The sequence below is a fragment of the Pseudomonas sp. MF09150 genome, assembly GCF_059862355.1.
Window position 1 is genome coordinate 23,788 of record NZ_JCBCUS010000004.1, and the last position, 19,493, is coordinate 43,280.

Consider the following 19,493-nt stretch of genomic DNA (forward strand, 5'->3'; position numbering starts at 1 on the left):
GCGATAACAGCTGAAGCAAGCTCCCTGCCCCGCCGTCCTATCGGCCTTCCTGCACCTGCACGCTGGCGGTCATGCCCGCGCTCAAATTGAGGCCTTCGGGAACCTTGTCGAGCTGGATCCGGACCGGGATCCGCTGTGCCAGGCGCACCCAGTTGAAGGTCGGCTGCACCTCGGCCAGCAATTGCCCATCGGGCGTGGTGTTACTGTCGGTGATGCCGCGGCTGATGCTCTGCACATGGCCTTCCAGGGCATCCCCGGCACTCATCAGCCAGACTTTGACCGGGTCCCCGACCTTGATCCGCGGCAGTTTGGTCTCCTCGAAATACGCTTGCACGTAGAAGGTCGAGTCGTCGATCAAGGCCATCACCGGCTGCCCGGCATTGACATAGTTGCCCTCCGCCAGCCGCAGGTTGGTGATGTGCCCGTCGCGCGGCGCATGCACCTGGCTGCGGGCCAGGTTGAGCTCGGCGACCTTGGCTTCAGCCTGGGCCTGGCGCAACTCGCCCCGGGCGATGCCGGCGTTGATCTGCGCGTTTTCCCGCAGCTCGGCGCTGATCGCCTGCGGACCGAGGCTGGCGCGACGGCTGGCTTCGTGTTCACGCAGGCTCAATTGCTGCTGACGGGTCTGAACCACCGCCTGAGCCTTTTCCAGCGCCGCTTCAAAACGCTCGCGGTCGATGCTCAGCAACAGCTCGCCGGCCTTGACCTGCTGGTTGTCTTGGACCTTGAGCTCGCGCACCCAGCCCGAGACATCGGGGGCGATCACCACCACGTCGGCGCGAATTCGCGCATCCCGGGTCCAGGGGGTCAGCATGTAGTACTGCCACAGGTGAAAGCCGGCGAACAACGCCACAGCCACCAGGGTCAGGGTAAAGGCGACACGTACGGAAGTACGCATGGGCAACTCCTTATAAGGGTCCGAGGACGACGGTGATCAGGGTCAATACACAGACGTACAGGGCACAGTCGAACAGTGCTTCGTGCCAGATCCAGCGTCCCAGCGGCGTGATGCGCAACAGCATGCGCAATGCCCCGGTCAGCAGCAGTGCCAACACGACATAAATCAGAAACGGACTGAGCAGAATCCCGCCCAGCGACCACTCACGCAGCCCCATGGTGTTCCTCCTGCTGCCGGCACCAGGTGCGCCAGCTGTTTTGCAATTGCACCACCGCGCCCTGGGCCAGCTTCAAGGCATCGCTGGGCGGTTGTTGTTGCAGGGCCTGCAACAAGGCCGTACTGGGTTCGACCAGGGCCTCGCTGCGACTGCCGGCCGGCCCTTGCTGCAAGACCTTTTCCAGGTGTTCGAGGTAGGCGCGCTGCTGCGCACCCAGGGGCACCTGGGCCACCGCCAGGCTGAGGCGCAGGTGCAGCAACTCGTCACCGATATCCAGCGCCAGCAAACCATCGTCCCAGCGGCTGCGGGCCTGTTGTGGCAACTCCGGGTAATGCCGCGCCAGTTGCAGCAGGCGGTCGGCCATGCGGCCGCCGAACCAGCTTTCCGCGCCCCGCAGGTTGCGCCGGGTCAAGCGCACCAGATCATGTAGGGTCGCCGCCAGCAGGCGCCGGCCATGCCATACCGGGTTGCGCAAAATCAGCAGGTGGAACGCCAGCACTGCCGCGCCGACGCCGATCACCATGGCCTGGGCACTGTTGAAGAAGGTCGCGACATCGAACTGCATGCGGTTCAAGGGGGAAATCAGCACCACAAAATGCAGGCAGAAGGAGGTCGCCGTGGCGCCGATCTGTGGCTTGGCCATGCCCAGCGCCCCCAGGAACAAAGGCACGCCCATGGCCATGCACAGCATGGGGAAACCGCTCCATTGCGGCAGGAGAATTTCCCCGACCACAAAGGCCACGGGGATCGCCAGGAAGATCCCGCGCATGAAGCTCATGCCGATCTGTGCGCCGTTTTCGCGGCTGGCGAACAGGCTACAGACCACACATGTCAGCAACATCGCACCGGAGGCGGCCGGCCAGGCAGTGGCCAGCCAGAACGTGGCCACGGTCAGGAACGCCAGGGCACTGCGCGCGCCGAACACCAGGGCCAGGGACAGGTCGCGGTGCGGCGTCAGCGAGGCCGGTTGCTCCACGGGCGCCCGCCCCTGCTCCACCGCTTGCAGGGCGACACCGGCGGCCAGGGCGGTGTCCAGCAACAGCGCGAACCGGGCCAGGCAGTAACTTTGCGCCGAACTGACCTGCGGATCGTGGGAGGCATCCAACAGTTGCGGACGCAGCGCCTGCAGCGTGGCCGCGTCCGCCGCGGTCAAGGCTGCCTGGACCTGATCCATCCAGGGCTGCAATTGACCGGCCTCGGGCGCGTCGAGTTGCTGCCACTGGCGGCGCACCGACCGCGAAATGCGCAGCAGCATCAGCAATTTCTGGCTCAGGCCGCTGATGGCGCGGGCCCGCTGGCGCCCCAGGCGACCTTCGAACCAGGCGTGCTCACGCTGCGAATCCACGGCAACGATACGCCCGAGAATCTCCAGCAGCCCCTTGCGCGCCAGGGCATCCCCGGCCAGGGTCGCGCGGGCCGCGTGCAACCCGCTGTGCCAGGCGGCACGGGCCTGATCGGCCAGTTGCCGTTCGACGCGCATCGGCCACAGCAGCGCACTGCTGGCAGTGGCGCAGATAATCCCCAGGGATATTTCCGTGCACCGCGCCACGGCCTGGTCGAATACCCCCAACGGGTGGCTGAGGGCCGGCAAGGCGATGATCGCCACGGTGTAGCCGGCCAGCACAAAGGAGTAGGACCAGGCGCTGCGCAGCAAGGTCGAACTGGCGGTACACAACCCCAGCCACAGGGCCAGGGCCAGCAGAAAGAGCCAGGGCGTCTGGGCGAACAGCCCCATGAACAGCACCGACATGATCGTCCCCACCAGGGTTCCCAGCAGCCGAGCGAGACCTTTCTGCAGGACCATACCGGACATGGGTTGGGCCACGATGATAGAGGTCATCAGGGCCCAGGCCGGCTGCTCCAGCCCCCAACGCAACGCCAGCCACAGCGCCATGCCGCCACCGAGCACGGTTTTGATCGCGAACTGCAACGCGGGGAGGTCGGGAGCAAGCAACGCCTGCAGAGTGGTACGCACGCAAGGAACCTCGGGATGGATCGATTAACCATAGACGGGATAAGCCAGAAGTCGGCCGGAAGCAATTATTAGCTAGCTAACTAATAAGGGTCCAGCATTAAATTTCAGGCATAAAAAAACGCCAGACTGGCTGGCGTTTTTGACAGGTTTCGACGCTTACGAGCGAGCGCGAGCCTGGTTGCGCAGAGCTTTTACCTGGTCGTGGTTGCGTTGTACGCCGTGGTACTGGCGTTCAACCAGGTCACGAATACCCACCAGGTTGTGCTTGTTGATTTTTTCCAGGGCTTCTTTGTAAGCCTTGAGGGCATGGTCTTCACCGCGCTCGGCTTCATTGAGCACAGCTTCTTCGTCCTTGCCGGTCACCAGAGCCTTGAGGTCGACCCAACGGCGATGCAGGTCGCCACTGACACTGGTCGAGGTTTCCGGATCGCCGCCCAGGGCGCGCACTGCACTTTGCAGTTCAGCGGCAGCGGTGGCGCAATCGGTGGAGCGTTTGGCGAACAACGCTTTGAGCTCGGGATGCTTGATGTCTTCGGCGCAGGTCTTGAACCCTTCTTGACCGTCCTTGCTGGTCTCGATCAGGTCGTTGAGCACCGAAATGGATTCTTTGTTCAAGTCAGTCATTTTCAATTCCTTCCAGGTTGGGGGAGAGTTGCAATAGGTATTGCACCCGCCGTGCCAGACTTGGATCTTGAATTTATTTGTTATTTTTCAATGAGTTAACTTTTTAGCAAAAATCTGTATCCGCGTTATTTGCATGATCTGTCATTTGGCCTGCATGCAGAATGCCTGTATTTTCCAGGGTGTTTGAATCACCCACAGATCCCATCGCCATGAATCCTGAAAAACTCGAGCTGCTGATCACCCGTGAAATGCCCTATGGCAAATACAAGGGCCGCATCCTGGCAGACCTGCCCGGCCAGTACCTGAACTGGTTCGCCCGCGAGGGTTTCCCCCACGGTGAACTCGGTGGCCTGCTGGCCCTGATGCAGGAAATCGATCACAACGGCCTCTCCGATCTGCTGGACCCGCTACGCGCCAAACACGGCAAACCCAAGCCCCGCCACTGACAGAGCGCCCTATGCCGCAGATTGCCGAACTCTTTCGCGATGAACGCCATTGGCAGGCGATCGCCGACCGCTATGAGGTCGAACCCGGACCGATCAATCTGGAAAATGGCTATTTCGGGCGCATGACCCGGCGCGTGCTCGACGATTACCAAGCCAATATCGCCTTCGTCAATCGCAGCAATTCGGTGTATGTGCGCCAGCAGTTCGAGCGCACCCAGGCCCAGCAGATCCGCCGCCAACTGGCGCAATTGCTGGAGGTGGACGAACACGCCGTGGCCTTCACCCGTTGCGCCACTGATGCCCTGCAATCATTGATCCGCAACTACAACCAGCTGCAACCCGGGGATCAACTGCTGCTGTGCGACCTGGAGTACGACACGGTCAAAAGCGCCATGCGCTGGCTGGCCCGTCAGCGGGGCGCAGAAGTGATCGAAATCGAGCACTCGCTGCCAGCCAGCTTCGACGGCCTGCTGGACAGCTACCGCCAGGCCTTCGAGCGCCACCCACGGCTGAAGTTGATGACACTGACCCACGTCACCCATCGCACGGGACTGGTGATGCCGGTCCAGGCGATTGCGGCGCTGGCCCGGGAGCATGGAATCGACGTGATCCTCGACGGCGCCCACGCCCTGGGGCAGATCGACTTCAACCTTGCTGAACTGGGCATCGCCTTTGCCGGTTTCAACCTGCACAAATGGATCGGCGCGCCGCTGAGCCTGGGCTTCCTTTATATCGACCCCTCGCGCCTGGATGCCATCGATCCGGACATGGACGAGTTTCACTATCCGCCCAGCGATGTACGTTCGCGCACGCCGTACAGCACGCCGAACATCCCGGCGCTGATGACCCTGCCCGCGGCATTCGAAGAACATCGGGCCATGGGCGGTGCAGCGCTCAAGGGTGCGCGCCTGAATTACCTGCGCGACCTGTGGGTACGCGAGGCCCGAGCGCTGCCGGGCATCGAGATCCTGACGCCGGACGATCCGCGGCTTTACTGCGCCATCACCTCCCTGCGCTTCAAGCACACCCAGGACCAGCAACCGCTGGTCGATCGCCTGCTCCGCGATTACAACCTGTTCACCACCCTGCGCCAGGGCGCCGCCTTTGGCTCCTGCATCCGCATCACCCCGGGCTTTACCACGCCGCTGGCGCATATCCAGTTGCTGAGCAAAGCCCTGGGCGAGTTGGCGCAACCCTAGCTGCTGGCGCTGGCCGGTCCGGACGCCGGAGATCCCAGGGTAGTGCGAGTGGTCTTCGGGAGGCACAGCATCCGAACTCGCCTCCCCCGCCCCAGAAACCGTACCCGACCACTCGCACTTTTCTCCGGGCAAAAAAAACGGTGCACCGACCAAGCGCACCGTAAAGCCGTAGAACACCAACGAATCTTTAAAACCAATCAGTCCAGCAGGGCCAGGGCCTCGGCCGTGCACTCTTGAATCCGCGCCCAGTCGCCGTTCTTGATCCACTCGGGATCAAGCATCCAGCTACCGCCGACGCACATCACGTTTTTCAACGCCATGTAGCTCTTGATATTGGCCGGGCTGACGCCACCGGTCGGGCAGAACTTCACTTCACCGAACGGGCCGCCCAAGGCCTTGATCGCCGCCACGCCGCCGCTGACTTCCGCCGGGAAAAGCTTGAAGCGGCGATAGCCCAGGCCGTAGCCCTCCATGATGCCCGAGGCATTGCTGATGCCCGGCAGCAGCGGGATATCGCTGTCGACACTGGCTTCCAACAGGTCGCGGGTAATGCCCGGGGTGACGATGAACTGCGAACCCGCGGCTTCGGCCGCCGCCAGCATGCTGCGATCGAGCACGGTACCGGCACCGGTCACCAGCTCCGGACGCTGCTCACGCAGGATCTGGATCGCCTTGAGGCCGAACTGGGAACGCAGGGTCACTTCCAGTGCGGTCAAGCCACCAGCAGCCAGGGCGTCGGCCAAAGGCAGGACGTCCTGTTCGCGAGCGATGGTGATCACCGGCAGAATTCGCGCCTGGGCGCAAAGACTGTCGATCAGGGCAACTTTGTCCGCCATGGAAACGGTTGGACGTGGGTTTTTCATAGCGGCTGATCCTTGGCTCATGGGCACCAGTAAATCTCTAACGGAGGTTGCAGGAAGGCGCGAATCGGCATTTCGGCGAGCAGGTCGCCGGCCAGTGCCGCACTCAGGGTGGTCAATTTGGATTGACCGGAAATCGACAACACGATGGACCGCGCCGATGCCAGCAGCGCGCGACTCATGGTCAGGCGTTGATGGGGTACGGTCGGCGCCAGCATCGGCCAGCAGCGACGGCTGCCGTCGGCTTGCAGCGCTTCGGTCAGGTTCGGACTGTTGGGAAACAGTGACGCGGTGTGCCCGTCATCGCCCATGCCGAGAATCAGCACGTCGATGGCCGGCAAGTCGGCCAGCACGCGCTCGGCTTGTTCGGCCGCCAGCTCCAGGCTCGGCGCGGGGCTGTACAGGCTGACGAACCTGGCCTCGGCCGCGGCGCCCTGCAACAGGTAGCGCTTGAGCAGCCCGGCATTGCTGTCGGCGTGCTCAACCGGTACCCAGCGCTCGTCCGCCAGGGTCACCACCACCTTCGACCAATCCAGCGCCTGCTTGGCCAGGTGCTGGAAAAACGCCACCGGGCTGCGGCCACCGGACACCACCAGGGTCGCCACACCGCGTGCGGCAATCGCCGTGCGCAGCTGTTCGGCCACATTCAGCGCCAGGCCTTCGGCCAGCAGCGTCGGGCTTTGAAACTCGTGGGCGCGCACGCCCTCGGGCAGTTTGAATTCAGATATCGCCATACCACGACCTCCCATCCCGCGTGATCAGTGCAATAGAGCTCATCGGCCCCCATGAACCCGCCGCATACGGCTTGGGCGCATCGCCGGACTTCTTCCAGCCGGCAATCAGCTGGTCGCACCACTTCCACGCGGCTTCGATTTCATCTTTACGGACAAACAGGTTCTGATTGCCGCGCATCACTTCCAGCAACAACCGCTCGTAGGCATCGGGAATCCGCGCGCTGCGATAGGTGTCGGAAAAATTCAGCTGCAACGGGCCGCTGCGCAATTGCATGCCTTTGTCCAGGCCCTGCTCCTTGGTCATCACGCGCAAGGAGATGCCTTCGTCCGGTTGCAGGCGGATAATCAGCTTGTTACTGATCTGCAGGCGCTGCTCGGGAGCGAAGATGTAATGCGACGGCTCTTTGAAATGGATCACGATCTGCGACAGCTTGTCCGGCATGCGCTTGCCGGTGCGCAGGTAGAACGGCACCCCGGCCCAACGCCAATTGCGGATATCGGCCCGCAGGGCGACGAAGGTTTCGGTGTCGCTCTGGGTGTTGGAATTCTCTTCTTCCAGATAGCCGGGCACCGGCTTGCCAGCGCTGTAGCCGGCGATGTACTGGCCGCGCACCACCTGGGTGGTCAGGCCTTCCGGGCTGATTGGCGCCAGGGCCTTGAGCACCTTGACCTTCTCGTCGCGGATGCTGTCGGCCGAGAGGTCGGCCGGCGGGTCCATGGCGATCAGGCACAGCAGCTGCAGCAGGTGATTCTGGATCATGTCCCGCAGTTGGCCGGCCTTGTCGAAGTAACCCCAGCGGCCTTCGATGCCGACCTTTTCGGCCACGGTGATTTCCACGTGGGAGATGTAGTTCTGGTTCCACTGGGTTTCGAACAGGCTGTTGGCGAAACGCAGGGCGATCAGGTTCTGCACCGTCTCTTTGCCCAGGTAGTGGTCGATCCGATAGATGCGCGTCTCCGGGAAGAACTGCGCCACCGCATCGTTGACCTTGCGCGAGGATTCCAGGTCAGAGCCGATGGGTTTTTCCAGGACCACGCGGGTGTTTTCCGCCAGGCCGGCCTGGGACAGGTTCTCGCAGATCGCGCCGTAGACCGCGGCCGGAGTGGCGAAGTAGGCGATCAGGCGCTGTTCGCGACCGGCCCGCTCGGCCAGGGCCAGGTAATCGTCGGCCTTGAGGAAGTCCACATGCAGGTAGCTCAGACGCGCCAGGAAGCGCTCCAGCACCACGGCATCGATGTCCTTGTCGCCCAGGTAGCGGCGCAGCTCGGCCTCAATGAACGCCAGGTGCTGCTGCTCGCTGCCCGGCTCGCGGGCCAGGGCCAGGATGCGCGTGTCGTCATGCAGCAAACCGGCGCCATCGAGCTGGTAAAGGGCAGGAAACAATTTGCGAAGCGCCAGATCACCCAGCGCGCCAAACAAGGCAAAGGTGCACGGTTCAACCGTTATCGAAGGCATGATGTTTGTTCTTTTATCAAGTTAAGCTACAAATACCTTTTTTCAAGGCATCACTCAAGGGAAAATGTAGTAATAACCACAACATTTTCGCAAAATACAGAATCCGAGTGGTGGTCGGCACAGGCCATCAGTAGGATAGGCCACCGCCGAAGCCCGGTTAAGTCCGGCTTCCTTGCATTGCCGACCTAGGAAACCTTAATGGACCGCATGCGCAATCTTCTGGAACACATCCAGAACCGCCTTGAAGAATTGAACAAGGCCGAACGTAAAGTCGCTGAAGTGATCCTGCTCAACCCACAGCAGGCGACGCGCTTCAGCATCGCCGCCCTGGCCCAGGCCGCCTCGGTCAGCGAGCCCACGGTCAATCGTTTCTGCCGCTCGTTCGGCGTCAGCGGTTACCCGGAACTCAAACTGCAACTGGCCCAGAGCCTGGCCAGCGGGGCGGCCTATGTCAGCCGCGCGGTCGAAGCCGATGATAACCCCGAAGCCTATACGCAAAAGATCTTTGGCAGCGCCATTGCGTCCCTCGACAGCGCCTGCCAGGCCCTGGACCCGAACCTGATCAGCCGCGCCGTCGACCTGTTGATCCAGGCGCGGCAGATCCACTTCTTCGGCCTCGGCGCCTCGGCCCCGGTGGCGCTGGATGCGCAGCACAAGTTCTTCCGCTTCAACCTCGCGGTGACCGCCCACGCCGACGTGCTGATGCAGCGCATGATTGCCTCGGTGGCCCATACCGGCGAGCTGTTCGTGATTATTTCCTACACCGGGCGTACCCGTGAACTGGTGGAAGTGGCACGCATCGCCCGGGAAAACGGCGCCTCGGTCCTGGGCCTGACCGCCGCCGGCTCGCCCCTGGCCAAGGCCAGCACCCTGAGCCTGAATATTCCGCTGCCGGAAGACACCGACATTTACATGCCGATGACCTCGCGCATCATCCAGCTGACCGTGCTCGACGTCCTCGCCACCGGCATGACCTTGCGCCGCGGCGTCGACTTCCAGCCGCACCTGCGCAAAATCAAGGAAAGCCTCAACGCCAGCCGCTATCCGGTGGGTGACGAGTTCAATTGAGGGCTGCGTTGGCCCTCATCGCAACGTCAATTCATCTGATAAGCCAAGGCGCCCAGGCCGCCGAAGGTCAGGCGACGGCTCGGGCTTGCAGGCTCAGGTGGGCGCGTTCGCCGGGGGCCAGGCAGACGCTGCCGGTGCCGCCGCTGGCAGCTTCGACGCAGACGAACCCTGACACTTCATTCCAGCTCACCCCCAGCAACGGCCGCGTGCCCGGGTGCCAGACCACGGTGTCGGCGCTGTCGCCGGTGTCGATGCACAGTTCACGCTGCCAGGCGCTGTCCTTGAGCTGCAATTCGCCCTCGTGCTGGAACACCCGCTGGCATCCACCCTGCACCCGCAACTCGCCCTTCTGTTGGCAAGCCTGGCGATTCAACTGGTCATAACCTTCCACGCCATCCAGCCCAGACAGCGCTACCTCGCCAACATCACCAATACGCCAATAGGCGTGCAACGCCTGGCTCAATTGGCAGGGTTCACTGTCTTGATGCTCGGTGCCCAGGCGCAGTTCCAGGGTTTCCCCGAGGTGGGCGTGCAGGTCCACTTGCCAATCGCACAGCTGTAATTGCCAATGCAGGCGCACGCCATCGTCATCACTGCTGCTGTCCAGCAGCTTCCAGTCGATCAAGCGCGCCCAGCCATGGGACGGCCAGGCGTTTTCGCTCGGATGCCGGCCGTACCAGGGCCAGCACACCGGCACCCCGCCCCGAATCGCCCCCACCTGCGGCCACTTGGCGGCGCACCACAGCCAGGGCTTTTGCCCGGTCGGCTGAAAATGCAGCAACTGCGCGCCCTGGCGACTGAACACCGCCTGGCACAGGGGGTGGTCGATTACCAGCACATCACGCAGCTGGTAGCGCTCCCAGGCAAAGGTCGGACGCTCGCGCAGGGATTTGAAAAAGCGTTGCAGCGGATGCTCATGCATGTGCCACGGTCCTGAAAATCATTGCTGTCTCGATACTCATGAGGGCTGCGCAAAACGCTGTAACTGTCGCGAGCTACAGTTCCCACAAAAAAAAGCGGACAGCCTTGGCCATCCGCGAAATGCGCACAAAGAGAAGGAGCTTATCGCAAGCGCGTCAGAACACCGACTGAATTTTCAGACCCGCCACCAACGCGTTATCCACTTCATCCACACCGCCCGGGTGAGTGATGTATTGCAGGTTGGGACGCACGGTCAGCCAGTTGGTGACATGGAAGCCGTAGTTGATTTCATAGTTGTATTCAGTGTTGCGCAGCGGCGCATACAGCGCGTCGTTGTAGTCACTGATACCGTTGTCGGCGTTGACCAGCTCGGCGTTTTTCTTCACGTCGTCGTTGACATGGATCCGGGCGAAGCCGATGCCGACGTCATCCTTGGGACGCGCGTCGAACGGGCCCTTGTACACGAACATCAGCGACTGGTAGTTGTCGACGACGTTGGTGTCCTTGTCGTGGAAGGTGGCGTTGGCCGCGATATTCAGGCCGCGCGAAGCATCGCCATTGTGGGTGGTGAGTTGCTGCTGCCCAACGAACCAGTAGCCATGCTTGCTGTTGTGCACGCGATAGCCGTCGCCGCTGTTCGCTGCATCCTGGCCATTGCTGTCTTCGCGCACGTCATTGGCATCGGCCGTGCTCTTGTAGTAACCGACCCGGTACTCGCCCGGCAGGCTGTTGAGCTTCGGCGACCAGACCACTTCGACCGGCAGCACGGTGCCCTTGGTCCCGCTGCCGCTGAGCTTGAAGCCGTTGCCGTGCTCCAGCTGCGACGGGTTCTGGTTGTAGGCGCCGATCTGCGCGTACAACTCGGGCGTGATGTTGTACTTGATCCGCAGCGCCGCCTGGCTGACCGGCCAGTTGTACCAGATGCCGGTGGCCCAGTTGCCCACCTGGGAGCCGCAGAACGCCAGGTTCTGGAAGTCGCAGGGGAAGGTGTTGAAGTCTTCGCCTTCACCGAAGTAGCCGGCCTTGACGTCGAGCTTGCCATCCAGGAACTGATGCTGGACCCACAACTGGGTCAACCGGACCATATGGCCGCGACCGTAGACTTCCTGGGAGGAACTCAGGGTGCCGGCACGCGGGTCGCCGATACGGTCATTGGAAATGTTCTGGCCGTTACGGTTGGTGAGCTGGACCTTGGCTTGGGTGTTATCCCAGCCCAACAGCTTTTGCAGGTCCAGGGCCACGCCCAGGCCGAACTGATCGCTGTAACGCGCAGTCTTGTCGTTGTTGTAGCCACCGTGCAGGTTACCGCCGACTTCACCGACGTAGTCCGCCTTGATGTCGATACCCTGCTCGATGAGCTTGGTCCGCTCGCCACCCCAGTCGCCCGTCATCCACTTGGAATCGGCGCCGAACGCCTCATCCGCCATCGCATTGCCGGACAGGACCAGTGCCGCCACCGCTGACATCTGGCAGAGCAGCCGGGTATTGGTGTGTTTCTTTTTCATCCCTACATCCTCGTCTTTATTGTTATTAACTGTTTTTATCTAACGCGGTTTACAGCGATTGCGACGAATGACAGGCCATCCGTCACGGATTCAGCGGCCCTTGAACTGCGCCACGTTGCCCGCCGGGGCCTGCGCCGCCGGCACACCGGCCACGCCCAGGCGCTCGCCGCTCTTGGCATCGAACAGCAACACCTTGCTCGGATCGAACTGCAGGGTCAGGGTCTCGCCCACCTGCGGCGCCACGTCCGGCGCCAGGCGGCAGCAGACCTTGGTCCCATTGAGGCTGACGAACACCAGGGTGTCGGGGCCGGTAGGCTCGGTGACCTGGACCTCGGCGCGGATGCTCGGCAGGCCGTTGGCCTCGGCACCGGCCAGGACGATCTGCTCCGGGCGCATGCCAAGAATCACTTCACGGTCTTCAAGCCCGGCATCCTGCATGCCCAGGGGCAGCTCGCAGCGCGCCTGGCCACTGTCGAGCAGGGCCAGCAGGCGGCCGTCCTTGCGTTGCAGGCGCAGGGGGATGAAGTTCATCGGCGGCGAGCCGATAAAGCTCGCCACAAACAGGTTGGCCGGGTCGTTGTAGATCTGCTTCGGGGTGCCGAACTGCTGGATGATCCCGTCCTTCATCACCGCCACTTTGTCGCCCAGGGTCATGGCTTCGATCTGGTCGTGGGTGACGTAGACCGTGGTGGTCTTCAGGCGCTGGTGCATCAGCTTCATTTCGGTACGCATCTCGACCCGCAGCTTGGCGTCGAGGTTGGACAGCGGTTCGTCGAACAGGTAGATCTTCGGCCGCCGCGCCAGCGCCCGGCCCATGGCCACGCGCTGCTGCTGGCCGCCCGACAGCTGGCCGGGCTTGCGGCTGAGCAAGTGTTCGATCTGCAACAGCTTGGCGACACGGGCCACCTCTTCGTCGATCTCGGCACGGGGCATCTTGCGGATCTTCAAACCGAAGGCGATGTTGTCGCGCACGCTCATGGTCGGGTACAGCGCATAGGACTGGAACACCATGGCGATGTCCCGATCCTTGGGGCTCATGCCGCTGATGTCGGCGTCATCCACCAGGATCGCCCCGCCGCTGATGTTCTCCAGGCCTGCGATGCAGTTCATCAAGGTCGATTTACCGCAGCCCGAAGGCCCGACCAGGATCAGGAACTCGCCGTCATCGATCTTCAGTTCGATGTTTTTCAGGGTGTCCGGCAAGCCCGCGCCGTAGGTCTTGTTGACGTTGCGTAATTCGAGAGTTGCCATCTGTTACCCCTTGACCGCGCCGGACGTCAGCCCACGCAGGAAATACTTGCCAGCGAATATGTAAACCAACAGGGTCGGCAGCCCGGCGATCATCGCCGCCGCCATATCAACGTTGTATTCCTTGGCCCCGGTGCTGGTGTTGACCAGGTTGTTCAAGGCCACGGTGATCGGCTGCGCATCGCCACTGGCAAACACCACGCCGAACAGGAAGTCGTTCCAGATCTGGGTGAACTGCCAGATCAGGCAGACCATGACGATCGGGATCGACATCGGCAGCAGGATCTTGCCGAAGATGGTGAAGAACCCGGCGCCATCCAGGCGTGCCGCCTTGACCAGCGCATCGGGAATGCTCACGTAGTAATTGCGGAAGAACAGCGTGGTGAACGCCAGGCCGTAGACCACGTGCACCAGAACCAGGCCAGTGGTGGTGTTGGCCAGGCCGAACTTGCCGAGGGTGAACGAGGCCGGCAACAGCACGGTCTGGAACGGCAGGAAGCAGCCGAACAGCAGCAGGCCGAAGAACAGCTGCGAACCACGGAAGCGCCACATCGACAGCACATAGCCGTTCATTGCGCCGATAAAGGTCGAGATCAATACCGCCGGCACGGTGATTTTCACCGAGTTCCAGAAGTAGCCGCCGACGCTGTCCCAGGCCTTGATCCAGCCAATGCCGTCGATCACGGCGGGCCAGCTCAGGAGGTTGCCGGTGCGGATGTCTTCCGGGGTCTTGAAGCTGGTCAGCAGCATCACCACCAGCGGGATCAGGTACACCGCGGCCGCCAGCAGCAAGGTGGCGTAGATGGCGATGCGGCTGAAGTTCAGGGTCGGTTTCCCGAGCGCGTTAGTCATGGCGTTTGCCCCGCAGTTCGGAATACAGGTACGGCACCAGGATGGTCAGCACCGCGCCCAGCATCAGCATGGCGCTGGCCGAACCGATGCCCATCTGGCCACGGCTGAAAGTGAAGGAGTACATGAACATCGCCGGCAAGTCCGAGGAGTAGCCCGGTCCGCCCGCCGTCATCGCCGCCACCAGGTCGAAGCTCTTGATCGCGATATGGGCGAGGATCATGAAGGCGCTGAAAAACACCGGGCGCAGGCTCGGCAGCACGATCTTCAGGTAGATGGTCGGCAGGCTCGCGCCGTCGACCTGGGCAGCACGGATGATCGACTGGTCGACACCGCGCAAGCCGGCCAGAAACATGGCCATGACAAAACCCGAGGCCTGCCACACGGCGGCGATCACCAGGCAGTACACCACCCGGTCCTGATCCACCAGCCAGTCCAGGCGAAAGCCTTCCCAGCCCCAGTCACGCAGCATCTTGTCCAGACCCAGGCCCGGGTTCAGCAGCCACTTCCAGGCGGTACCGGTGACGATCATCGACAGCGCCATCGGGTACAGGTACACGGTGCGGATAAAACCTTCCTTGCGGATCCGCTGGTCCAGCAGCACCGCCAGGAACACCCCGAGCACCAGACTGATGCCGATGAACATGCCGCCGAACAGCGCCAGGTTTTTGCTCGCGACCCACCAGCGGTCGTTGTCCAGCAGGCGAGTGTATTGCTGCAAGCCGACCCATTTGTAGGTCGGCATGAAGCTGGAATTGGTGAAGGACAGAATGAACGTCCAGATGATGTAACCGTAAAAACCAACCAACACGATCAGCATGCTCGGCGCCAGCACCAACTTGGGCAGCCAGCGTTGCAGCGCATCGAACGGTGAGGCTTTGCTGAAAACCGCCACAGAGCTCATCGGGATAATCCAGGTGTGAAGTAGGAATCAGAAGGTGGTGCCCTGTGGGAGCAAGCGCCCACAGGGATAGACCCTTCAAGTAACGGCCACGGGCGTACCCGTGGCATCGGGGATTACTGGGCGGCCTTGACGGCCGATGCCAGCTGCGCACTGGCCTTGGCCGGGTCCGCATCCTTGTCGTTCATGAAGTTGGTGACTACGTCGAAGATCGCGCCCTGCACGGCCAGGGAAGTGGCCATGTTGTGCGCCATGCTCGGTTGCAGGCCGCCGGTCTTGTCGTCAGCCAGGAAGTCCTTGGCCGCCGCTTGGGCGCAGGAGTCGAAGCCCAGGCCGCTCATGTCGTTGAGCATGTCGGTGCGCACCGGGATCGAGCCCTTGTTGATGCTGAAGACCTTCTGGAAGTCCTTGCCCAGTGCAACCTTGGCCAGGTCCTGCTGAGCGGCGATATCGCCCTTGCGATCAGCCTTGAGCTTGAACACCGCCAGGGAGTCGATGTTGTAGGTGAAGGCTTTTTCAGTGCCCGGGAACGGTACGCACTGGTAGTCCTTGCCGGCGATTTTCTTCGCCGCGGTCCACTCGCTCTTGGCCCAGTCGCCCATCATCTGCATGCCGGCCTTGCCATTGATCACGTCGGCGGCAGCGATGTTCCAGTCACGCCCGGCGCGGTTGGGGTCCATGTAGCCGGTGAGTTTTTTCAGCTCGGTGAAGGCCTTGGTCATCTCCGGGCCGGACAGGGTTTTCTGGTCCAGGTCGACCAAGGCCTTCTGATAGCCCTCGGCGCCCATCACCGACAGCACCACGTCTTCGAACACGGTGCTGTCCTGCCACGGCTGGCCGCCGTGGGCCAGGGCGATAAAGCCGGCGGCCTTGAGTTTGTCACCTGCGGCATAGAATTCAGCAAGGGTGGTCGGGGCCTTTTCGATCCCGGCTTTCTTGAATACTTCCGGGTTGATCCACAGCCAGTTGACCCGATGGATGTTCACCGGTACGGCGACGTAGTCGCCTTCGAACTTGACGGTGTCGGAGACTTTTTTCGACAGCAGGCCGTCCCAGTTTTCCGACTTGGCGACGTCTTTCAAGGTGTCGGTGCTGAGCAGGCCAGTGCTGCCCCACTCCTGGATATCCGGCCCCTTGATCTGTGCCACACCCGGCGGATTACCGGCGACGGCGCGGCTTTTCAATACGGTCATGGCAGTCGAACCGCCGCCACCGGCAACCGCACCGTCCTTCCAGGTAAAGCCGTCTTTCTCGACTTGGGCCTTGAGAACATCGACCGCGGCTTTTTCACCACCCGACGTCCACCAGTGCACGACTTCCACTGAACCTTTGGAATCGGCGGCAAGTGCGTTCAAGGGAAACAACGAGGCGAGAGAAATGACAGTGGCGAGGCGAGAAATCGCATTCATCTGAAGTACCTTTCTTGTTGTTATGCATGCAAGTCTGGTGCTTGCGCTGCACGGGATTTTAAACAGCGCATCGAACCTCGCAGGTAACGAAGGGACGCGCGAATGTCACTGCATGGTTACATAACCTGCGGGCCAGACACCTGCGCCAGGGCAGACGCGAGGCTTGGGGCCAACCCCAGGCGCGGAATCAGCACCGCCTGCCAGGCGTGATAGAGGTCGGGTTTGCCGGCCCAGATCTCGGCGCTGGGGCTGTTGTCCAGCCCGAGCTCGTGGTGCCAACTGCCCTGCACGCGGTCGATGAAATGGGTTTCGCAAAACTCCCAGAAACAGCGGTACCAGGTTTCGTAGCGAGCCTCGCCGGTGCGCTGGAGCAAGGCACTGGCGGCGGCGCTGGCCTCGGCGTGGGTCCAGTGCAAACGCTGGCGCACCACGGGCCGATGGTTCCAGTCCAGGGTGTAGACGATGCCGGGCGCACCGTCGACCGCCCAGCCGTGGCGGCAGTTGCTCTCGAACAGCCTTTGCGCGTCCAGCACCAACCAGCCCGGGGTCAACATGCCGGCGCGCACCCGCGACGCCTCCAGGTGCAACAGCAAGCGCGCCCACTCGAATCCGTGCCCGGGGGTGGTGCCGTAGGGACGAAAGCCATCTGCCGGATGTGCCGAGTTGTAGTCAGGCAAGGCCTGCCACTGGCGGTCGAAATGCTCGATCACCATAAAGTCGTTGCCCGCCGCGTGCTGGTGGATCACCCGCTCGACAATCCGCAGGGCGCGGTTCAGCCAGCGCGGGTCCTGGGTGACATCGGCCAGGGCGAGGAAGGCTTCGGTGGCGTGCATATTGCTGTTGGCGCCACGGTAGCTTTCCTCTTCGCTCCAGTCGCGATTGAACGACTCGCGCAGGGCGCCCTCCTCCTCGCTCCAGAAATGGCTGTCGATGACCTCGATCGCCTGCTCCAGCAGGGCCTGGGCACCGGGGCGGCCGGCGACCACTGCGGAACTGGCGGCCAGGGCGACAAAGGCATGCAGGTAGGCTGCCTTGTCGGTGTTGCCATCCCCTGCTGCCTGCACCGCGAACCAGCCACCGTGCTCGGCATCGCGCAATGGCCCGGCCAGGGCGGCGACGCCGTGGTCGACCAGCGCCGCGTAACCGGGCAAACCCTGGATATGGGCCATGGCAAAACTGTGGGTCATGCGCGCGGTGTTCATGGTTTCGGCCCGGGCGTCGGCCGGCAGGCGGCCTTGGGCGTCCAGATTGCCGAAGCCGTCGGCGAGCCGTGCCGCCTTGGCGAAATCCAGCAGGCGCAGGCCTTCGGCAGCGAGCCAGGCATGATGGGCGGGAGCGTTCAGCCAACTGCTGAACGACAGCGAAAGAGAGTCCATGGGCGACCTGTTGTTGTTTTTATCGAAGGCCTGAGTCTAATCAAGCCTCGATCCACCGCAGGTAACGAAGCACACGGCAAATGTCACCAACCGGTGACATGGCCACCATGCTGTGCAGAAGGTGCTTAAGCGGCCAGGGGAGATTGCTGGACAACGAGGCTCTTTGTGGCGAGGGAGCTTGCTCCCGCTCGACGGCGCAGCCGGCGCAAAATCGCTGACTGCGGTGAATCTGGCGGAACCCGCCAACCCGGCTCAAGGTTGAAAACCTTCAGTGCACCGGCTGGCCCTGCGGGAGCAAGCTCCCTCGCCACAGAGGGCGGGTGCGCTAAAGCACTCACCCTGTCTGGGCGATCCAACCCCGCCTTCGACAGGCGCTCAATCAAACGAACGCGGCAGATACAGTGTCACCCGCAGCCCGCCTTCGCGCAGATTCTGCAGGCTGACTTCGCCGCCGTGGCTATGGGCGATATTGCGCGCGATCCCCAGCCCCAGGCCGTAGCCCTGCTGCTGGCCGGCCAGGCGAAAATGCGGCTCGAACACTTGCTCCAGGCGCTGTTCCGGCACCCCGGGGCCCTCGTCATCCACGTGCAGCATGAAGGCGTTTTCATCGTCGTCGATGTGCAGGTGGGCGTTCTGCCCGTACTTCAGCGCGTTGTCGATCAGGTTGCCCATGCAGCGCTTGAGCGCCAGAGGCTTGCCCGGATAACCGGCCAGCGCCCGCCCCTGCTGGGTGACCCGGCCGTTGCCATTGGGCGCGAGGTAGGGTTCCACCAGGCAATCGAGGACCTGGTTGAGGTCCACCGATTCGATGTTCTCGTGGATGTCGGTGTCTTTCACACATTGCAGTGCGCCCTTGACCAGCAACTCCAACTCGTCGAGGTCGCGGCCGAATTTGTTTTGCAGTTGTTCGTCTTCCAGCAGTTCGACCCGCAGCCGCAAGCGGGTGATGGGCGTGCGCAAATCGTGGGAGATGGCGCTGAACAGTTGGCTGCGTTCGGTCAGGTAGCGGCTGATGCGCTCGCGCATGGCATTGAAGGCGCGGCCGACTTCCACCACTTCGCTGCCACCGCCTTCGGCCACCGGCTCCACGTCCGCCCCCAGGGACATGTCCCGCGCGGCCCGCGCCAGACGCTTGAGCGGACGGCTCTGCCAGTGCACCAGCAGGCCGATAAACAACAGCAAGAAACCGCTGGTGAGCACGATAAACCACACCTGCTGAGCCGGCAGACCCTGCTCTTCAAGGCTGGTATAGGGCTCGGGCAGCAAGGAGGCGATGTATAGCCATTCGCCGGGGGCCATCTGGATCTGGGTGACCAGCACCGGCGGGTTGACCGGCTCCAGGGTCAGCGCGTAGTGGGCCCAGGAGCGCGGCAGTTCGTCGAGCTTCAGGCCGCCGTTGAAGATCCGCAGGTCTTCAGGGCTGACGAAGGTCACCGAGATATCGGCCTCGCTGCCCAGGGACTGGCGCAGCACCTCGTCCACCGCCTTGAGCACCGCCTGCTTGCGCGGTGTCGGTGGCAGCACTTCCATGCCCAGGGGCTTGTCGTTGAGGGTCACCACAAACCGCGTGCCGCCCATGCTGCGCAACTGGTCGAGCACCAGGGGTCGATAGGCCACCGGCAACGAACGCAGGTAACTGACGCTGGCGGTCATCGAATGGGCCAGGCTGCGGGCGCTGGTGACCAGGCCCTCAAGCTGGGTGGCGCGCAATTGCGAGACCCAGATCACGCTGGACAGGGCCTGGGCAAACAGCACCGCCAACAGCGTCAGGAGCAGCATCCGCCCCAATAGCGAACGCGGCACCGGG

18 protein-coding genes are annotated in these 19,493 nt (G+C 62.7%); 3 read left to right on the top strand and 15 right to left on the bottom strand.

The window, feature by feature from the left end:
• Positions 1-37 precede the first annotated feature (37 nt).
• From AC19YX_RS16245 to AC19YX_RS16260, 4 genes are all read right to left on the bottom strand, one after another.
• Positions 38-898: an efflux RND transporter periplasmic adaptor subunit gene (locus tag AC19YX_RS16245; RefSeq protein ID WP_078470919.1), complete on the bottom strand. Its 861-nt coding sequence runs from the start codon at positions 896-898 to the stop codon at positions 38-40.
• Between the two features lie 10 nt (positions 899-908).
• A complete protein-coding gene (locus AC19YX_RS16250) occupies positions 909-1,115 on the bottom strand; it encodes a DUF1656 domain-containing protein (RefSeq protein ID WP_020295764.1) in 207 nt (68 codons plus the stop codon).
• Positions 1,102-3,090, bottom strand: coding sequence for an FUSC family protein (locus tag AC19YX_RS16255; protein ID WP_078470920.1), 1,989 nt, complete (start codon positions 3,088-3,090; stop codon positions 1,102-1,104). The genes AC19YX_RS16250 and AC19YX_RS16255 overlap by 14 nt, the downstream gene beginning before the upstream one ends.
• Before the next feature lie 156 nt (positions 3,091-3,246).
• The gene (locus AC19YX_RS16260; protein ID WP_020295766.1) at positions 3,247-3,714 is read right to left on the bottom strand and encodes a ferritin-like domain-containing protein; all 468 of its coding nucleotides are present in this window, start codon (positions 3,712-3,714) and stop codon (positions 3,247-3,249) included.
• A 209-nt stretch (positions 3,715-3,923) separates the two neighbouring features.
• Between AC19YX_RS16260 and AC19YX_RS16265 the strand changes: the two genes are divergently transcribed.
• Positions 3,924-4,160, top strand: a complete 237-nt coding sequence (locus AC19YX_RS16265) for a DUF3820 family protein (RefSeq protein ID WP_020295767.1) — start codon at positions 3,924-3,926, stop codon at positions 4,158-4,160.
• An 11-nt stretch (positions 4,161-4,171) separates the two neighbouring features.
• The gene (locus AC19YX_RS16270) at positions 4,172-5,359 is read left to right on the top strand and encodes an aminotransferase class V-fold PLP-dependent enzyme (RefSeq protein ID WP_500606599.1); all 1,188 of its coding nucleotides are present in this window, start codon (positions 4,172-4,174) and stop codon (positions 5,357-5,359) included.
• A 197-nt stretch (positions 5,360-5,556) separates the two neighbouring features.
• On the opposite strand, the gene AC19YX_RS16275 is transcribed toward AC19YX_RS16270, so the two are convergent.
• Genes AC19YX_RS16275 through zwf form a run of 3 tightly spaced genes read right to left on the bottom strand, consistent with a single transcriptional unit; the run spans position 5,557 to position 8,409 of the window.
• Positions 5,557-6,222 (bottom strand): bifunctional 4-hydroxy-2-oxoglutarate aldolase/2-dehydro-3-deoxy-phosphogluconate aldolase, encoded by a 666-nt coding sequence (locus AC19YX_RS16275; protein ID WP_078470922.1) that lies wholly within the window; start codon positions 6,220-6,222, stop codon positions 5,557-5,559.
• A gap of 17 nt (positions 6,223-6,239) precedes the next feature.
• The gene (pgl, locus tag AC19YX_RS16280; protein WP_201132050.1) at positions 6,240-6,953 is read right to left on the bottom strand and encodes a 6-phosphogluconolactonase; all 714 of its coding nucleotides are present in this window, start codon (positions 6,951-6,953) and stop codon (positions 6,240-6,242) included.
• A complete protein-coding gene (zwf, locus tag AC19YX_RS16285; RefSeq protein WP_078470924.1) occupies positions 6,940-8,409 on the bottom strand; it encodes a glucose-6-phosphate dehydrogenase in 1,470 nt (489 codons plus the stop codon). The genes pgl and zwf overlap by 14 nt, the downstream gene beginning before the upstream one ends.
• 207 nt (positions 8,410-8,616) lie before the next feature.
• Between zwf and AC19YX_RS16290 the strand changes: the two genes are divergently transcribed.
• Positions 8,617-9,477, top strand: coding sequence for a MurR/RpiR family transcriptional regulator (locus tag AC19YX_RS16290; protein ID WP_177326756.1), 861 nt, complete (start codon positions 8,617-8,619; stop codon positions 9,475-9,477).
• A 67-nt stretch (positions 9,478-9,544) separates the two neighbouring features.
• On the opposite strand, the gene AC19YX_RS16295 is transcribed toward AC19YX_RS16290, so the two are convergent.
• The 8 genes from AC19YX_RS16295 to AC19YX_RS16330 form a co-directional block, all read right to left on the bottom strand.
• A complete protein-coding gene (locus tag AC19YX_RS16295; RefSeq protein WP_078470925.1) occupies positions 9,545-10,399 on the bottom strand; it encodes a D-hexose-6-phosphate mutarotase in 855 nt (284 codons plus the stop codon).
• 154 nt (positions 10,400-10,553) lie between these two features.
• Complete coding sequence (locus tag AC19YX_RS16300) at positions 10,554-11,903, bottom strand: carbohydrate porin (protein WP_421548576.1); 1,350 nt, start codon at positions 11,901-11,903, stop codon at positions 10,554-10,556.
• Positions 11,904-11,993: 90 nt separating this feature from the next.
• On the bottom strand, positions 11,994-13,154 hold the full coding sequence (locus AC19YX_RS16305; protein ID WP_020295775.1) for an ABC transporter ATP-binding protein: 1,161 nt from the start codon (positions 13,152-13,154) through the stop codon (positions 11,994-11,996).
• Positions 13,155-13,157: 3 nt separating this feature from the next.
• Positions 13,158-14,003: a carbohydrate ABC transporter permease gene (locus tag AC19YX_RS16310; protein ID WP_020295776.1), complete on the bottom strand. Its 846-nt coding sequence runs from the start codon at positions 14,001-14,003 to the stop codon at positions 13,158-13,160.
• On the bottom strand, positions 13,996-14,904 hold the full coding sequence (locus AC19YX_RS16315; RefSeq protein ID WP_020295777.1) for a carbohydrate ABC transporter permease: 909 nt from the start codon (positions 14,902-14,904) through the stop codon (positions 13,996-13,998). Before AC19YX_RS16315 ends, AC19YX_RS16310 begins: the two co-directional genes overlap by 8 nt.
• Positions 14,905-15,017: 113 nt before the next feature.
• A complete protein-coding gene (locus tag AC19YX_RS16320; RefSeq protein WP_078470927.1) occupies positions 15,018-16,310 on the bottom strand; it encodes an ABC transporter substrate-binding protein in 1,293 nt (430 codons plus the stop codon).
• A 116-nt stretch (positions 16,311-16,426) separates the two neighbouring features.
• Complete coding sequence (locus AC19YX_RS16325; protein ID WP_500606600.1) at positions 16,427-17,686, bottom strand: D-mannose isomerase; 1,260 nt, start codon at positions 17,684-17,686, stop codon at positions 16,427-16,429.
• Between the two features lie 375 nt (positions 17,687-18,061).
• A complete protein-coding gene (locus AC19YX_RS16330) occupies positions 18,062-19,489 on the bottom strand; it encodes an ATP-binding protein (RefSeq protein ID WP_421548591.1) in 1,428 nt (475 codons plus the stop codon).
• Positions 19,490-19,493 lie beyond the last annotated feature (4 nt).

Coding starts and splice junctions, on each gene's coding strand:
- AC19YX_RS16245 (WP_078470919.1), bottom strand. CDS start 898: ATGCGTACTTCCGTACGTGTCGCCTTTACCCTGACCCTGGTGGCTGTG.
- AC19YX_RS16250 (WP_020295764.1), bottom strand. CDS start 1,115: ATGGGGCTGCGTGAGTGGTCGCTGGGCGGGATTCTGCTCAGTCCGTTT.
- AC19YX_RS16260 (WP_020295766.1), bottom strand. CDS start 3,714: ATGACTGACTTGAACAAAGAATCCATTTCGGTGCTCAACGACCTGATC.
- AC19YX_RS16265 (WP_020295767.1), top strand. CDS start 3,924: ATGAATCCTGAAAAACTCGAGCTGCTGATCACCCGTGAAATGCCCTAT.
- AC19YX_RS16270 (WP_500606599.1), top strand. CDS start 4,172: ATGCCGCAGATTGCCGAACTCTTTCGCGATGAACGCCATTGGCAGGCG.
- AC19YX_RS16275 (WP_078470922.1), bottom strand. CDS start 6,222: ATGAAAAACCCACGTCCAACCGTTTCCATGGCGGACAAAGTTGCCCTG.
- pgl (WP_201132050.1), bottom strand. CDS start 6,953: ATGGCGATATCTGAATTCAAACTGCCCGAGGGCGTGCGCGCCCACGAG.
- zwf (WP_078470924.1), bottom strand. CDS start 8,409: ATGCCTTCGATAACGGTTGAACCGTGCACCTTTGCCTTGTTTGGCGCG.
- AC19YX_RS16290 (WP_177326756.1), top strand. CDS start 8,617: ATGCGCAATCTTCTGGAACACATCCAGAACCGCCTTGAAGAATTGAAC.
- AC19YX_RS16295 (WP_078470925.1), bottom strand. CDS start 10,399: ATGCATGAGCATCCGCTGCAACGCTTTTTCAAATCCCTGCGCGAGCGT.
- AC19YX_RS16300 (WP_421548576.1), bottom strand. CDS start 11,903: ATGAAAAAGAAACACACCAATACCCGGCTGCTCTGCCAGATGTCAGCG.
- AC19YX_RS16305 (WP_020295775.1), bottom strand. CDS start 13,154: ATGGCAACTCTCGAATTACGCAACGTCAACAAGACCTACGGCGCGGGC.
- AC19YX_RS16310 (WP_020295776.1), bottom strand. CDS start 14,003: ATGACTAACGCGCTCGGGAAACCGACCCTGAACTTCAGCCGCATCGCC.
- AC19YX_RS16315 (WP_020295777.1), bottom strand. CDS start 14,904: ATGAGCTCTGTGGCGGTTTTCAGCAAAGCCTCACCGTTCGATGCGCTG.
- AC19YX_RS16320 (WP_078470927.1), bottom strand. CDS start 16,310: ATGAATGCGATTTCTCGCCTCGCCACTGTCATTTCTCTCGCCTCGTTG.
- AC19YX_RS16325 (WP_500606600.1), bottom strand. CDS start 17,686: ATGGACTCTCTTTCGCTGTCGTTCAGCAGTTGGCTGAACGCTCCCGCC.